The organism is Micrococcus sp. M4NT (assembly GCF_033790745.1).
GTDB lineage: Bacteria > Actinomycetota > Actinomycetes > Actinomycetales > Micrococcaceae > Micrococcus.
Window position 1 is genome coordinate 180,992 of sequence record NZ_JAMYEH010000002.1, and the last position, 15,127, is coordinate 196,118.

At 74.1% G+C, this 15,127-nt stretch carries 13 protein-coding genes; 8 read left to right on the forward strand and 5 right to left on the reverse strand.

Annotated features, from left to right (window positions below):
* On the reverse strand, positions 1 to 1,473 hold the full coding sequence (gene sufB / locus NJC10_RS02305) for a Fe-S cluster assembly protein SufB (protein ID WP_248117034.1): 1,473 nt from the start codon (positions 1,471 to 1,473) through the stop codon (positions 1 to 3).
* Positions 1,474 to 1,545: 72 nt separating this feature from the next.
* A complete protein-coding gene (locus tag NJC10_RS02310) occupies positions 1,546 to 2,250 on the reverse strand; it encodes a helix-turn-helix transcriptional regulator (protein ID WP_319074328.1) in 705 nt (234 codons plus the stop codon).
* Positions 2,251 to 2,390: 140 nt separating this feature from the next.
* On the opposite strand from NJC10_RS02310, the gene NJC10_RS02315 reads away from it, so the two are divergent.
* The 3 genes from NJC10_RS02315 (at position 2,391) to NJC10_RS02325 (ending at position 5,122) form a co-directional block, all read left to right on the forward strand.
* On the forward strand, positions 2,391 to 3,356 hold the full coding sequence (locus NJC10_RS02315; protein ID WP_248117029.1) for an ABC transporter ATP-binding protein: 966 nt from the start codon (positions 2,391 to 2,393) through the stop codon (positions 3,354 to 3,356).
* Positions 3,353 to 4,105: an ABC transporter permease gene (locus tag NJC10_RS02320; protein ID WP_319074329.1), complete on the forward strand. Its 753-nt coding sequence runs from the start codon at positions 3,353 to 3,355 to the stop codon at positions 4,103 to 4,105. Before NJC10_RS02315 ends, NJC10_RS02320 begins: the two co-directional genes overlap by 4 nt.
* Positions 4,106 to 4,168: 63 nt before the next feature.
* The gene (locus NJC10_RS02325; RefSeq protein WP_319074331.1) at positions 4,169 to 5,122 is read left to right on the forward strand and encodes a COX15/CtaA family protein; all 954 of its coding nucleotides are present in this window, start codon (positions 4,169 to 4,171) and stop codon (positions 5,120 to 5,122) included.
* An 85-nt stretch (positions 5,123 to 5,207) separates the two neighbouring features.
* Here the strand turns inward: NJC10_RS02325 and NJC10_RS02330 are convergent, their stop codons facing one another.
* Complete coding sequence (locus tag NJC10_RS02330) at positions 5,208 to 6,194, reverse strand: heme o synthase (RefSeq protein ID WP_298710247.1); 987 nt, start codon at positions 6,192 to 6,194, stop codon at positions 5,208 to 5,210.
* A gap of 330 nt (positions 6,195 to 6,524) precedes the next feature.
* On the opposite strand from NJC10_RS02330, the gene tkt reads away from it, so the two are divergent.
* From tkt to NJC10_RS02355, 5 genes are read left to right on the forward strand one after another with little or no spacing between them, the layout of a single operon-like run.
* Positions 6,525 to 8,609, forward strand: coding sequence for a transketolase (tkt, locus tag NJC10_RS02335; protein ID WP_413466372.1), 2,085 nt, complete (start codon positions 6,525 to 6,527; stop codon positions 8,607 to 8,609).
* Positions 8,610 to 8,630: 21 nt separating this feature from the next.
* Complete coding sequence (gene tal / locus NJC10_RS02340; protein ID WP_319074334.1) at positions 8,631 to 9,746, forward strand: transaldolase; 1,116 nt, start codon at positions 8,631 to 8,633, stop codon at positions 9,744 to 9,746.
* A gap of 41 nt (positions 9,747 to 9,787) precedes the next feature.
* The gene (locus NJC10_RS02345) at positions 9,788 to 11,395 is read left to right on the forward strand and encodes a glucose-6-phosphate isomerase (protein ID WP_319074336.1); all 1,608 of its coding nucleotides are present in this window, start codon (positions 9,788 to 9,790) and stop codon (positions 11,393 to 11,395) included.
* On the forward strand, positions 11,385 to 12,956 hold the full coding sequence (gene zwf / locus NJC10_RS02350; protein ID WP_319074337.1) for a glucose-6-phosphate dehydrogenase: 1,572 nt from the start codon (positions 11,385 to 11,387) through the stop codon (positions 12,954 to 12,956). Before NJC10_RS02345 ends, zwf begins: the two co-directional genes overlap by 11 nt.
* Positions 12,953 to 13,894 carry a glucose-6-phosphate dehydrogenase assembly protein OpcA gene (locus NJC10_RS02355; RefSeq protein ID WP_298710257.1) on the forward strand — a complete coding sequence of 314 codons (942 nt, stop codon included), beginning with the start codon at positions 12,953 to 12,955 and terminating at the stop codon, positions 13,892 to 13,894. The genes zwf and NJC10_RS02355 overlap by 4 nt, the downstream gene beginning before the upstream one ends.
* A gap of 109 nt (positions 13,895 to 14,003) precedes the next feature.
* On the opposite strand, the gene secG is transcribed toward NJC10_RS02355, so the two are convergent.
* On the reverse strand, positions 14,004 to 14,255 hold the full coding sequence (gene secG, locus NJC10_RS02360) for a preprotein translocase subunit SecG (protein WP_248117010.1): 252 nt from the start codon (positions 14,253 to 14,255) through the stop codon (positions 14,004 to 14,006).
* Positions 14,256 to 14,338: 83 nt separating this feature from the next.
* Positions 14,339 to 15,127, reverse strand: coding sequence for a triose-phosphate isomerase (gene tpiA / locus NJC10_RS02365; RefSeq protein WP_319074338.1), 789 nt, complete (start codon positions 15,125 to 15,127; stop codon positions 14,339 to 14,341).

Here is a 15,127-nt window from a genome sequence, read left to right on the forward strand (position 1 = left end):
TCAGCCCACCGACCCTTCCATCTGCAGTTCGATCAGCTTGTTCAGCTCGAGGGCGTACTCCATCGGCAGCTCGCGCGCGATCGGCTCGATGAAGCCGCGCACGATCATCGCCATGGCCTCGCTCTCGGAGAGGCCGCGGCTCTGGAGGTAGAAGAGCTGCTCCTCCGAGACGCGGGACACCGTGGCCTCGTGGCCGAGGGTCACGTCGTCCTCGCGGATGTCGATGTACGGGTAGGTGTCCGAGCGGGAGACCGTGTCCACGAGCAGCGCGTCGCACACCACCGAGTTCGCGGCGCCCTTGGCGCCCTCGTCCACCTGCACGAGCCCGCGGTAGGCGGCCCGGCCGCCGTTGCGGGCGATCGACTTCGAGACGATCGAGCTGGAGGTGTTGGGGGCCATGTGCACCATCTTCGAGCCCGTGTCCTGGTGCTGGTCGGCGCCGGCGAAGGCCACGGAGAGCGTCTCGCCGGTGGCGTGCTCACCCGTGAGGTACACCGCGGGGTACTTCATGGTGACCTTCGAGCCGATGTTGCCGTCGACCCACTCCATCGTGCCGCCGGCCTCGACCACGGCACGCTTGGTCACCAGGTTGTACACGTTGGTGGACCAGTTCTGGATGGTGGTGTAGCGCACGCGGGCGTTCTTCTTCACCACGATCTCCACCACGGCGGAGTGCAGGGAGTCCGACTTGTACATCGGGGCGGTGCAGCCCTCGATGTAGTGCACGTAGGAGTCCTCGTCCGCGATGATCAGCGTGCGCTCGAACTGGCCCATGTTCTCCGTGTTGATGCGGAAGTAGGCCTGCAGCGGGATGTCCACGTGCACGCCCTTGGGCACGTACACGAAGGAGCCGCCGGACCACACGGACGTGTTCAGGGAGGCGAACTTGTTGTCGCCCACCGGGATCACGGTGCCGAAGTACTCCTCGAACACCTCCGGGTGCTCCTTGAGGGCCGTGTCGGTGTCGAGGAACAGCACGCCCTGGGCCTCGAGGTCCTCGCGGATCTGGTGGTAGACGACCTCGGACTCGTACTGGGCGGCGACGCCCGCCACGAGGCGGTCGCGCTCCGCCTCGGGGATGCCGAGGCGCTCGTACGTGTTGCGGATGTCCTCGGGCAGGTCCTCCCAGGACTTCGCCTGGCCCTCGGTGGAGCGCACGAAGTACTTGATGTTGTCGAAGTCGATGCCGGTGAGGTCCGGGCCCCACGCGGGCATCGGCTTGCGCTCGAAGTACTTCAGGCCCTTGAGGCGCAGGTCGAGCATCCACTGCGGCTCGGACTTCTTGGCGGAGATGTCGCGCACGACGTCCTCGTTCAGGCCGCGCACGGCCTTCTCGCCGGCCGCGTCGGAGTCGGCCCAGCCGTACTGGTAGGCGCCGATGGCGTTCAACTCGGGGTTCTTCTCGAGGATCTCGGCGATCACGCCGGGATCGGCGGTCTCCGTGGTCTCCCGCTGGACGATCTGGTCTGTCATCTCAGCCTCTCTCGTTGCGGTGTTCGGGGTGGTCGGACGGTCGGGTGGTCTTCTCGGGGCCGGCGGGCGGCCTCACGTGCGGCCCAGGGGCACGTGCGTGGTGCACACGTGCCCGCCGGTGGCGAGGGTGGAGAGCCGGCGCACGTCGACGCCGAGCAGGCGCGCGAACAGGGCGGCCTCCTCCTCGCAGAACTCCGGGTAGCGGGCCGGCAGGCCCTGCAGGGGGCAGTGGCCCTGGCACACCTGGTCGGCCCGCAGGGTGGGGGCCAGCCCCTCGCCCAGGTGGCGCAGCGTGCCGGCGAATCCGGCGGCGTCGAGCACCCTGGCGAGCACGGCGGTCCGCTCCTCCAGCGGCAGGTCCACGCCGGCGACGGCGGCGTCGAACCTCCGCTCGACGTCGCGGAAGGCCCCGCGCGCGAGGCGGCGGACCTCGCCCTCGCCGCCGAGCTCCGCGAGGCGGTCGATCGCGTCGACGGCGACCGAGAGGTGGTCGTCGCCGAGACGGCGCTGGGCGTGCTGCGTCACCACGTACCGGCGGGAGGGGCGGCCCGCTCCGCGGGCGGCGCTGACGAGCTTCACGGCCACGAGGGACTCCTCCTCGAGGGCGTCGAGGTGGCGGCGCACGGCCGCGGCGGTGAGCTCCAGCTCCCGGCCGATCTCGGCCGCGCTCACCGGCCCGCGAGTGAGGACCAGCTGCAGGACGCGCTCGCGCGTGCCCTCGGCGGGTGCCGGGGCGGGCGCGGCGTCATGCGCGGGGACGGGCCGTTCGGAATACACCAGTCCATGATGACGTAATGATCTGGAACCGTTCAAGTGAGGGGGCCCTTTGTCCGCTCTCGGCACCGGTGTCCCGCGTCACCCGGGACGCCCCGCCCGCGGCACCGGGCACCGCCGGCCCGCCCGACTAGACTGGACCGGTGCCCCCCACCTCCCCCGACGACGCCCACACCGACGCACCCGTGCCGGCGCTGAGCCTGCGGGACGCCCACCGGAGCCTGGGCCGCGGGCGCGCCCGCACGCCCGTGCTGCGCGGGGTGGACCTCACCGCCCGCGCCGGGGCCGTGACCGTCCTGCTCGGCCCCAACGGCGCGGGCAAGTCCACGACGCTGGGCCTGTGCCACGGCACGGACCGTCCGGACGCCGGCACGGTCCGCGTCTTCGGGCGCGACCCCTGGCGCGCATCCGCGGACCTGCGCGCCCGCATCGGCGTCATGTGGCAGGAGGGCGGGCTGCCGCCCTCGGTGACGGCGCGCCGGTTCGTCACGCACGTGGCCTCGCTCTACCGCTGCCCCGAGGACCCGGAGGAGCTGCTCGAGCGCCTGCTGATCGCGAAGGTCGCCGGCCGCTCCCTGCGCCGCCTCTCCGGCGGCCAGCGCCAGCGCGTCGCGCTCGCCGCGGCCCTCGTCGGCCGCCCGGACATGCTCTTCCTGGACGAGCCGACGGCCGGGCTGGACCCGGAGACCCGCCCCGTCGTCCACGAGGTCATCCGCGAGCAGACCGCGCGCGGCGCCGCGGTGCTGCTGACCACCCACCTCCTCGACGACGCCGAGCGCCTTGCCGACGACGTGGCGATCCTCCGGGCCGGACGCGTGGTGCGCGCCGGCTCCCTCGCCGAGCTGACCCGCGTGGAGGCCGGCGACGTCGTGGACGTGGAGTTCGCGCAGGCGCGGCCCGCCGACGTGCGCGCGTGGTCCGCGGCCCTGCGCGCCCCCTTCACCGCCCGCCCGCTGCCCGACTCCCCCAGCGTCCGGGTCACGGGCGTGCGCACCCCCGCCGACCTCGAGGCCCTCGCCGGCACGTGGCGGGCCCACGGCCTGCTGCCCACGCGCTGGGACCGGGCGAGCCTGCGCCTCGAGCACATCCTCCAGGAGAGCGCCGCATGAGCACCCCCACCGCCGCCCCCCACGCCGGAGCCGCCCCCCTGGGCTCCCGCGTGGCGCGCCAGGCCGCCTACGAGACCGGCACGGCCCTGCGCAACGGCGAGCAGCTGATGGTCACCCTGATCCTGCCGCTGCTCGCGCTGATCGGCGTGCACGCCACCGGTCTGCTGGACGCGCCCTCCCGCTCCGGCCTGGACGTGGCCGTCCCCGGCGTCCTCGCGCTGGCCGTCATCAGCTCGGCCTTCACGGCGACCGCGATCTCCACGGGCTTCGAGCGCCGCTACGACGTGCTCGCCGCGCTCGCCACGACGCCGCTCGGCACGCTCGGGCTGGTCGCCGGCAAGGCCGCGTCCGTCGCCGTCCTGCTCGTGGTCCAGACCGCGGTGATCGGCGGCGTCGGCCTCGCGCTGGGCTGGCGGCCGGACCCGGCGGGGATCCTGCCCGCCGCCGTCGCCCTCGTGCTGGGCGCGGTGGCGTTCACCGCCCTCGGCCTGCTCCTGGCGGGCACGGCGCGCCCCGAGGCGACCCTCGCCGCCGCCAACCTGCTGTGGGTGCTGTTCGGCGCGGTCGGCGGCACCGTGTTCCCCGCGCGGTGGGGCTGGCTCGAGCTCCTGCCCTCGGGCGCCCTCGGTGCGGCCCTGCGCGGCGCCCTGCTCGACGGCGCGTGGGAGCCGCTGCCCCTCGTCCTCCTCGTGGCGTGGACCGCGGCGGCCGCGCTGGCCGCCCTGCGCTGGTTCCGCTGGCGCCCCTGACGGCCCGGCACCGCCCTCCCTGCTCCCCCGACCCACCCTCGACCCCGCAAAGGACCGGTTCTCGTGACCGCTTCATCCTCCTCCCACCGCGCCGCCGGCGCGGCGGACCCCTCCCGCATCACCGCCGCCACTGTGGCCCTCGCCCTCGCCTCCCTCATCTCCCAGATGGTCATCGTGGTGACGGGCGGGGCCGTCCGGCTCACCGGCTCCGGACTGGGCTGCCCCACGTGGCCGACGTGCACGCCCGAATCCCTCACCACCACGCCGGAGATGGGCATCCACGGCATCATCGAGTTCGGCAACCGGACCCTCACGGGCGTCCTGGGGGTCATCGCCCTGCTCATGATCGTGCAGCTGTGGCCCCTCCGCCGCACGCACCGCCCGTCGTTCCTGCTCGCGTGCCTGCTCCTGGCGGGCATCGCGCTCCAGGCCGTCATCGGGGGCATCACCGTGTGGATGCACCTGGACCCCCGGATCGTGGGCGTCCACTTCGTCATCTCCGGGGTGCTCATCGCCCTCGCGGCCATGCTGTGGCTGCGGGTGCGGGAGGCGCACCGCCACGGCGCGGGCGCACCCCTCGTGGACGGCGTCACCACCCCCGGCACGCGCCTGGCCGCCCGGGTCGCGTACGCCGCCCTCTGGGCCGCCCTCGTCCTGGGCACCCTCGTGACCGGCACCGGTCCGCACTCCGGCGACCCGGCGGCGGCCCGGCACGGCTTCGACGCCGTCATGATCACCCGCCTGCACGTCGTGCCGGTCTACCTCACGGTCATCGCGACGGTGGTGCTGCTGGTGCTCATCCACCGCACGCGCGGCTCCGGCGCGGGCCAGCGGTCCTCGGCCTGGTTCCTGCTGGCGGCCGTCGTCCTCCAGGGGATCCTCGGCTACTGGCAGCACGTCGCGGGGCTGCCCATCGGGGTCGTGGCGGCCCACCTGGCCGGCGCCACGGTCGCCGTCGTCGCCGGCACCCTGGCGTGGCAGCGCCAGACCAGCGGACACGTCACGCCGGGGCACTGAAAACCCGCGCCGGAGACGCAGAACGGCCCCGCATCCTCCGGCCGGAGGATGCGGGGCCGTCGTCGTGACGGGGCCGAGGGCCGGTTCAGGCGCCGAAGCGCATGAGCGGCACGCCCACGAACGGGTCGATGGCCAGAGCCACGAACAGCAGCGTCAGGTACGTGATGGAGAGGTGGAAGACCTTCATGGCCTTGCGGTCGTCGAAGTCCTCGCGCTGCGCGCGGCGCTGGAGGACGTGGGCCTCCCACACGAACCAGCCGCCGACGCCGAGCGCCACGGCCGTGTACACGATGCCGGCCCAGCCCATGGGCACCAGCAGCAGCGAGCACACCACGGTGGCCCACGCGTAGAGCACCACCTGGTTGGACACGAGACGCGCCGAGGCGACGGCCCCGAGCATGGGGACGTCCGCCTCCTGGTAGTCCCGCTTGTACTTCATGGACAGGGGCCAGTAGTGCGGCGGGGTCCACAGGAAGATCACGGTGAAGAGCACGAGGGCGGGCCACTCGACCGTGCCGCGGACCGCGGCCCAGCCGATCAGCACGGGGAAGCAGCCGGCGATCCCGCCCCACACGATGTTCTGCTCCGTGCGGCGCTTGAGGATCAGCGTGTAGACCACCACGTAGAAGAAGATGGCGGCCACGCCCAGGCCCGCCGCCAGCCAGTTGGCGCCGAAGCCGAGGACCAGCACGGAGAGGACAGCGAGGGTCCACGAGAACACCAGGGCCTCCCGCGGGGTGAGCTCGCCCGTGACGAGGGGCCGGCGCTCGGTGCGCTTCATGATCCGGTCGATGTCCCGGTCGATGTAGCAGTTGAACGCGCCGGAGGCGCCGGCCGCCATGGCACCGCCCACGAGGGTGGCGATCATGGTGGTGAGGTCCGGGAATCCGCGCTGGGCGAAGATCATGGTGGGGAGCGTGGTCACCAGCAGGAGCTCGATCACCTGGGGCTTGGTGAGCTCCAGGTAGGCGCGCAGCTTCCGGCCCAGGGGGACCGGCGGCCGCTCGGGCGCGGTGGCCGACCGGACGTCGGCGGCGGGTGCTGGGGAGTGCGACTCCACGGAGGATGACATCTGCTTCTCACGGTGAGGGGACGGGGTCAGGCCGGGGGCGGGGCGCGGGGAAACCTCCACGCCCTGCACGGGGCCCTGCTCCATCCTACCCGCGGGCCCCGCGGCGCGCCCGGGGAGGCGGGCGTCACTCCGGGACCGGCCGGGGGTCCGCGGGCTAGGCTGGCGGGGACGCCGCCCTTCGGGAGCGACCCCGACGGCGCGCCCCGATGTCCCCCACATGCCAGGAGCAGTCCCGTGACCGACGCCCCGTCCCCCGCCGCCGGGCCCATCCCCGCCCTGGACCGCGTGCCGCCCGCGCGGGAGTTCGTGTACGACGACGCCGACCGCCGCATGGTGGACACGCTCAAAGTCCTCGCCGTGGACGCGGTGGAGCGTGCGGGCCACGGCCACCCCGGCACCGCGATCTCGCTCGCGCCGGTGGCGTGGCAGCTCTTCCAGAACGTCATGCACCTGGACCCGGCCGACGACCGCTGGGCCGGCCGAGACCGGTTCATCCTCTCGGCGGGCCACGCCTCCCTCGTCCTCTACCTGCAGCTCTTCGCCGCCGGGTACGGCCTCGAGGTCGAGGACCTCGAGGCCCTGCGCACCCGCGGATCCCTGACCCCCGGCCACCCGGAGTACCGCCACACGCCCGGCGTGGAGATGACGACGGGCCCGCTCGGCCAGGGCCTGGCCTCCGCGGTCGGCTTCGCGTACGACCAGCGGCGGGTGCGCGGCCTGCTGGACCCCGACGCCGCCCCCGGGACCTCGCCCTTCGACCACCACGTCTTCGTGATCGCCTCGGACGGCGACGTCCAGGAGGGCGTGACCGCCGAGGCGTGCTCGCTCGCCGGTCATCAGGAGCTCGGGAACCTCGTGGTCGTCTACGACGCGAACCGCATCTCCATCGAGGACGACACCGACATCGCCTTCACTGAGGACGTCGCCGCCCGCTACGAGGCCTACGGCTGGCACGTGCAGGAGGTCGACTGGACCAACGGCGCCCAGGGGCACGACGTCTCCGAGTACACGGAGGACGTCGAGCGGCTCTACGAGGCCCTCGCCGCGGCGAAGGCCGAGACCGGGCGCCCCTCCCTGATCAAGCTGCGCACCGTGATCGGCTGGCCCTCCCCCACGAAGCAGAACACCGGCGGCATCCACGGCGCGAAGCTCGGCGAGGACGAGGTCCGTGAGCTCAAGGCGCACCTCGGCTTCGACGTCGAGGAGCACTTCGCGGTGGAGCCGGGCCTCCTGGAGCACGCCCGCGCCGTGGGCGAGCGCTCGAAGGCCTACCGCGCGCAGTGGGAGGAGGCCCTCGCCGCGTGGCGGGAGGCGAACCCGGAGCGCGCCCGCCTCTTCGCCCGGCTGACCGCCGGCGATCTGCCCGAGGGCTTCGCCGAGGCGTTCCCCACCTGGGACGCCGATGCAAAAGGCATCGCCACGCGCGCCGCCTCCGGCGAGGTCCTGACCGCCCTCGCCCCCGTGATGCCCGAGCTGTGGGGCGGCTCCGCCGACCTCGCCGGCTCGAACAACACCACCATGAAGGGCGAGCCCTCCTTCGTCCCCGCACGCCGCTCCACGAGCACGTGGCAGGGCGACCCGTACGGCCGCACCCTGCACTTCGGCATCCGCGAGTTCGCGGCGGGCGCGATCGTCAACGGCATCACGATCGGCGGGCTGACCCGTGCGTACGCCGGCACGTTCCTCCAGTTCGCCGACTACCAGCGCGCCGCCGTCCGCCTCGCGGCCCTCATGGGCGTGCCGAGCATCTACGTGTGGACGCACGACTCGGTCGGTCTCGGCGAGGACGGGCCGACCCACCAGCCCGTGGAGCACCTCGCCGCGCTGCGCGCGATCCCGGGCCTCGACGTCGTGCGCCCCGCCGACGCGAACGAGACCGCGTGGGCGTGGCGCACCGTGCTCGAGCGCCGCACGCGCCCCACGGGCCTCGTGCTCACCCGGCAGAACGTCCCCGTGCTCGACCGTGGGGAGGGCGCGCTCGCCGCGGCCTCCGGCACCGCCCGCGGGGCCTATGTGCTCGCGGAGGCGGCCGGCCCGGACGGCTCCCCCGCCGCGCCGCGCGTCCTGCTGATCGCCACCGGCTCCGAGGTGCCGGTGGCGCTGGGCGCGCGGGGCCTGCTGCAGGCCGACGGCGTGCCCACCCGCGTGGTCTCCGCCCCGTGCCTCGAGTGGTTCGCGGAGCAGGACGAGGCCTACCGGGCCGAGGTCCTCCCCGACGGCCCGGATGCGCCCGTCCGCGTCTCCGTGGAGGCCGGGATCGCCCAGCCGTGGTTCGAGCACACCGTCACCGCCGGATCCCGCGGGGCCCGCGTGAGCCTCGAGCACTACGGCGAGTCGGCCGACGGGCCCCTCCTCCTCGCCGAGTACGGCTTCACCCCCGAGAACGTCGCGGCCACGGCCCGCGGCCTGCTCTGAACCGAACGAAGGGCGCCTCCCATGACCGAGAAGAACCCCCGCACCGCCGCCCTCGCCGAGGCCGGCGTGTCCCTGTGGCTGGACGACCTCTCCCGCACGCGCCTGGACTCGGGCACGCTCGAGGAGCTGATCGCGACCCGCTCCGTGACCGGCGTGACGACGAACCCCTCCATCTTCGCCCTTGCCCTGAAGGACGCGGACGCCTACGAGGCGCAGCTGGCCGAGCTCGCCGCGGCCGGTGCCACCGTCGACGACGCCGTCACGGCGCTGACGACGACGGACGTGCGACGCGCCGCAGACGTCCTTGCGCCCGTGCACGAGGCGACGGGTGGAGCGGACGGCTTCGTGTCCATCGAGGTGGACCCCCGCCTCGCGCGGGACACCGACGGGACGATCGCGCAGGCCCGCGAGCTGGCCGCCGTCGTGGACCGCCCGAACCTCATGGTGAAGATCCCCGCCACGGTGGAGGGCCTGCCGGCCATCTCCGCGGTGCTCGCCGAGGGCATCAGCGTGAACGTGACGCTCATCTTCTCCCTGCCCCGCTACCGCGAGGTGCTCAACGCGTGGCAGTCGGGCCTCGAGCAGGCCCGGGAGAACGGCCACGACCTCTCCCGCATCCACTCCGTGGCCTCCTTCTTCGTCTCCCGCGTGGACACCGAGGTGGACGCGCGCCTGCGCGCGGGCGGCCGTGGCGACGCCGACGGCCTGACCGGCAGGGCCGGCCTCGCCAACGCGCGCCTCGCGTACCGGGCCTTCACGCAGGCCCTCGACACGGAGCGGTGGCGTCTCCTCGAGGCCGCCGGCGCCCCCGTGCAGCGCCCCCTGTGGGCGTCCACCGGCGTGAAGGACCCCGCCCTGCCGGACACCCTGTACGTCGCCGGCCTCGTGGCCCCCCGCACCGTGAACACCATGCCGGAGAAGACCCTCGAGGCCTTCGCGGACCACGGCGAGGTCACGGGTGACACCGTCACCCGCGCCGACGCCCAGGCCGAGGCCGACCTCGACGCGATCGGCGCCGCGGGCGTCTCCTACACCGAGGTCGTCGAGCAGCTGGAGGCCGAGGGCCTGCAGAAGTTCGAGTCCGCGTGGGCCGAGCTGCTCGACTCCGTGCGCGCCGGCCTCGACGCCCACCGCTGAGCACAGCCCGACCGACCTCCACCGCACCCGGAAGGACCACCATGAGCACGCTCGGCCTGACCGCCACCGGATCCGCCCTCGAGGCGATCGACCGTCACCTGCCCGCCCTCCTGGAGGACCGCGTCGCCTCCCGCCTCGGCGCCCAGGACGCCACCCTGTGGGGCGAGCAGGCCCGGGACGAGGCCGCGCGTCGCCTGGGCTGGATCTCGCCGTTCGCCGACGCGCGGGCCGTGGTGGCGGACGTCGAGGCCCTGGCCGCCGAGCTGCGCCGCGCGGGCCTGACCCGCGTGGTCCTCGCCGGCATGGGCGGCTCCTCCCTCGCCCCCGAGGTCATCGCGGCCGCCGCCGGCGTCCCCCTCGAGGTGCTGGACTCCACCGACCCCCTCGAGGTGGCCGACGTGATCGGCCGTGACCTGGACCGGACCGTGCTGGTGGTCTCCTCCAAGTCGGGCTCCACCGTCGAGACCGACTCCCAGCGGCGCATCGTGGAGCGCGCGCTGCGCGAGGCCGGCGTCGACCCCGCCGAGCGGATCGTGGTGGTGACGGATCCGGGCTCGCCCCTGCACGAGGCTGCCGAGGCCGCCCACTACCGCGCCGTCTTCACGGCCGACCCGACCGTGGGCGGGCGCTATTCCGCCCTCACCGCGTTCGGCCTCGTGCCCGCGGGCCTGGCCGGCGCGGACGTCGCCGCCCTCCTCGACGAGGCGGAGTCCGTCGCAGGCCTGCTCACCGCGGACGACGTCGAGAACCCCGGGCTGCGGCTCGGCGCCGCGATCGGCGGCACGAGCCCGCTGCGCGACAAGCTGGTGATCTCCGACCTCGGCTCCGGCCTCCCCGGCTTCGGGGACTGGGCCGAGCAGCTCCTCGCCGAGTCCACGGGCAAGGACGGGACGGGCCTGCTGCCCGTCGTCGTGGCCCCCGGCGACCCGGAGACCGTCTCCGCCGCGGGTGACCTCCTCCAGGTCCAGATCGTCGGCGCCGACGTCCCCGAGGACGACGCCCCGGCCCACGGCCTGCGCGTCTCGGGCTCCCTCGGCGCCCAGATGCTCACCTGGGAGGTGGCCACCGCCGTGGCCGGCCGCCTGCTGGGGATCAACCCGTTCGACCAGCCGGACGTGGAGGCCGCCAAGGCCGCCGCCCGCGCGCTGCTCGACGCACCGGCCGGCCCCGCGGAGTCCGGTGCCGTGCTCCAGGGCGTCGAGGTCTCGGGCCCCGCCGCCGTCACGGAGTCCGCGGACCTGCGCTCGGCCCTGGGCGCCGTCGTCGGGCTCATCCCGCCGGGCGGCTACCTGGCCGTGCAGGCCTACCTCTCGCGCCACGCGGACGCCGAGCTCGCCGGGATCCGCTCGGAGCTCGCCGCGCTCGCCGGGCGTCCGGTGACCTTCGGCTGGGGCCCGCGGTTCCTGCACTCCACCGGCCAGTACCACAAGGGCGGCCCCGCCACGGGAGTGTTCCTGCAGGTCACCGGCGCGGCCGGGACGGACGTGGAGGTCCCGGACCGCCCGTTCTCCCTCGGCCGCCTGATCGCCGCGCAGGCCTCCGGCGACGCCGACGTGCTGCGCGCGCTCGGGCGCCCCGTGATCACGGTGCACCTGCCCCGGCGCGCCGCCGGGATCGCCGCCCTGCGGGACGCCGCCCGTGGCCGCTGAGCTCCCCGTGCGCGCCGGCCGCCCGTCCAACCCCCTGCGCGACCCGCGCGACCGCCGCCTGACCCGCATCGCCGGGCCGTCCTCGCTCGTGCTGTTCGGGGTGACGGGTGACCTCGCGCGAAAGAAGCTGCTGCCGGCCATGTACGACCTCGCCCACCGCGGCCTCCTGCCGCCCTCGTTCTCCCTCGTGGGGTTCGGACGCCGTGACTGGTCCGACGACGAGTTCGCGGACTACGTGCGGGCCTGCGTCGAGGCGGCCTCCCGCACCCCGTTCGACGAGACGGTGTGGGACCAGTTCCGCGGGGGGCTGCGGTTCGTCTCGGGCGCGTTCGACGACGCCGAGGCCTACGCACGCCTGCGGGACATCCTCGCGGAGCTCGAGACCACCCGCGGGACCGCCGGCAACGCGGTGTTCTACCTCTCGATCCCGCCGGACTGGTTCGAGGCCGTCTCCCGCCACCTCGCGGACCAGGGCCTCGCGGACCGCTCCCAGCCGGCCGACGGCCCGTGGCGGCGTGTGGTGATCGAGAAGCCGTTCGGCCATGACCTGGCCAGCGCGCAGGAGCTCAACGCCGTGATCGAGCGCGTCTTCCCCTCCGACGCCGTGTTCCGGATCGACCACTACCTCGGCAAGGAGACGGTCCAGAACATCCTGGCCTTCCGGTTCGCCAACCGGATCTTCGAGCCGCTGTGGAACGCAGACCACGTGGACCACGTGCAGATCACCATGGCCGAGGACATCGGCATCGGAGGCCGCGCGGGCTACTACGACGGCGTGGGCGCGGCCCGCGACGTCATCCAGAACCACCTGCTCCAGCTGCTCGCCTTCACCGCGATGGAGGAGCCCATCTCCTTCGACGCCGACCACCTGCGCGCGGAGAAGGAGAAGGTCCTCGCCGCCGTGCAGGTGCCGGACACGCCCGCCGGGCTCGAGGCGGCCTCCGCCCGCGGCCAGTACACGAGCGGCTGGCAGGGCGGGGAGAAGGTCACGGGCTTCCTCGACGAGGAGGGGTTCAACCCGGCCTCGACCACGGAGACCTTCGCGGCCCTCAAGGTGGGCATCCACACGCGCCGCTGGCAGGGCGTGCCGTTCTACCTGCGGGCGGGCAAGCGCCTCGGCCGGCGGGTCACGGAGATCGCCGTCGTGTTCAAGAAGCCCCCGCACCTGCTGTTCCCGGTGCACGTCGGGGACGAGTACGGGCAGAACGTGATCGTCATCCGCGTGCAGCCGGACGAGGGCGTGACCATCCGCTTCGGCTCCAAGGTGCCCGGCACCCAGTCCGAGGTCCGCGACGTGACCATGGACTTCGGCTACGGCCACGCGTTCACCGAGGACTCCCCCGAGGCCTACGAGCGCCTCATCCTGGACGTCCTGCTGGGCGAGCCTCCGCTGTTCCCGCGGCAGGCGGAGGTGGAGCAGTCCTGGCGCATCGTGGACCCGTTCGAGGAGCACTGGGCCTCCCTCGACGCGCAGCCCGAGCCCTACGCGCCCGGGACGTGGGGTCCGCCCTCGGCGGACGCCCTCATGGCCCGCGACGGACGAGCATGGAGGCGGCCGTGAGGATCAGCATGCAGGACACCACCACCTCCCACGTGGCCAAGCGCCTCACCCGCCTGCGGGAGAAGGGCGGAGTCGTGGCCCTCGGCCGCGTGCTCACCCTCGTGATCAGCACCGACGACGCCGGCATCGAGTCCGCCCTCGAGGCCGCCAACGCGGCCTCGCTGGAGCATCCCTGCCGGATCATCGTGCTCGCGCTCGGCGACCCCGCTGCGCCGACCCGCCTCGACGCGGAGATCCGCGTGGGCGGGGACGCCGGCGCGTCCGACGTCGTGATCCTGTGGTGCACCGGGGACAACGCGCAGGCCGACGAGTCCCTCGTGGGGGCGCTCCTGCTGCCCGACGCCCCGATCGTGGCGTGGTGGCCGGGCCTGCCGCCCGCGGTGCCCTCCGCCACGCCGCTGGGCCGCCTCGCCCACCGGCGCATCACCGACTCGGGCGCCTCCGCCCACGCCGAGTCCGCGCTGTGGGACCTGCGCGCCGGCCACCGCGACGGGGACACGGACCTGGCCTGGACCCGCCTGACGCTGTGGCGCATCCAGGTGGCCGGGATCCTGGACAACCTCGACGCGCGGAGCCTGGCCTCCGTGAGCGTGGACGGTGCCCCGGACTCCCCCAGCACGCTCCTGCTGGCCTCATGGCTCACGCTTGGCCTGCGGATCCCCGTGACCATCGCACACTCCAAGGTCGGGCGCGGGATCCGGTCCGTGCGGCTGCGCCGCCCCGAGGGCGACGTCGTCCTCTCACGCTCGCAGTCCCAGGTGGCCCGGCTCTACCAGCAGGGCCGCCCCGTGCAGCGCATCGCGCTGCCCCGCCGCTCCGACCAGGACTGCCTGGCCGAGGAGCTGCGCCGCCTGGACCCGGACGAGGTGTTCGGCGCCGTGCTCCACGAGGGCCTGCCCCTCGCCGACCTCTCCGCGGTGCAGGCGAGCGAGCGCTGACGGGGAGCTCGGCGGCCCCGGACACGCGAGGCTCCCGACGCGACAGGACCCCGCGATCCATGGCGGATCGCGGGGTCCTCGCCTCGGCGGGGCGTGGCCGGGCCGGGGTTCAGGAGTCGATGCTGAGGCGGCCGATGAGACCGATGGCGATGATCGACGCGCCCCACAGGACCACGGATGCCACCGTCACGCGGGTCAGGAGGCGCTGCGCGGAGCCCGAGGAGCTCATCGACGTGGTCACGCCGCCGCCGAACATGTCCGACACGCCGCCGCCGCGCCCCTTGTGCAGGAGCACCAGGAGGACGATCACCACGCTGAGCACCACGACGAGGATCTGCAGGATGGGGGTCAGGACGTCCACGGTCCGCTCCTTAGGGTCACGGCCCGGCCCCGGGCGTCACGCACCGGGACCGGCTCCGAAGGTCATCTGGTCCGCGCGCCCGCTCAGGCGGCCGCGTCGAACCGGACGATCCTAGCAAACTCGTCCGCGTCGAGGCTGGCGCCGCCCACGAGGGCGCCGTCCACGTCCGGCTGGGCGAGCAGCTCGGGGGCACTCGAGGACTTCACCGAGCCGCCGTAGAGCAGGCGCATCCCGGCGGCGACGTCGTCGCCGTGGATGCGGGCGACCTCCGCGCGCAGCGCCGCGCACATCTCCTGGGCGTCCCCGGCGCTCGCGACCTCGCCGGTGCCGATGGCCCACACGGGCTCATAGGCGACGACGACGCGCGCGGCGTCCTCGGCGGTGAGCCCCGCGAGGGAGCCGCGCAGCTGCTCCACGGTGTGCTCGACGTGACGGCCGGCCTGCCGGACCTCGAGGGCCTCGCCCACGCAGACCACGGGGGCGAGCCCGTGGCGCAGCGCGGCGGCGGCCTTCCGCGCCACGAGGGCGTCGTCCTCGCCGTGGATCGTGCGGCGCTCGGAGTGCCCGACGATCGCGTAGGCGCAGCCGAGCGAGCTCAGGAACGCGCCTGAGACGTCGCCGGTGTACGCGCCGGAGTCCTCCGGGGAGAGGTCCTGCGCGCCGTAGGCGAGCTCGATGCGGTCCCCCGTGACGAGGGTCTGCACCGCGCGCAGGTCGGTGAAGGGCGGGAACACCGCGGCCTCCACGTGCTCCTGCTCGTGGCCGGCGTCCTGCAGCAGCCAGGCGAGACGCTGCACCAGGGTGACCGCCTCGCGGTGGTCCAGGTTCATCTTCCAGTTGCCCGCGATCAGCGGGGTGCGCGCCGGGGCCAT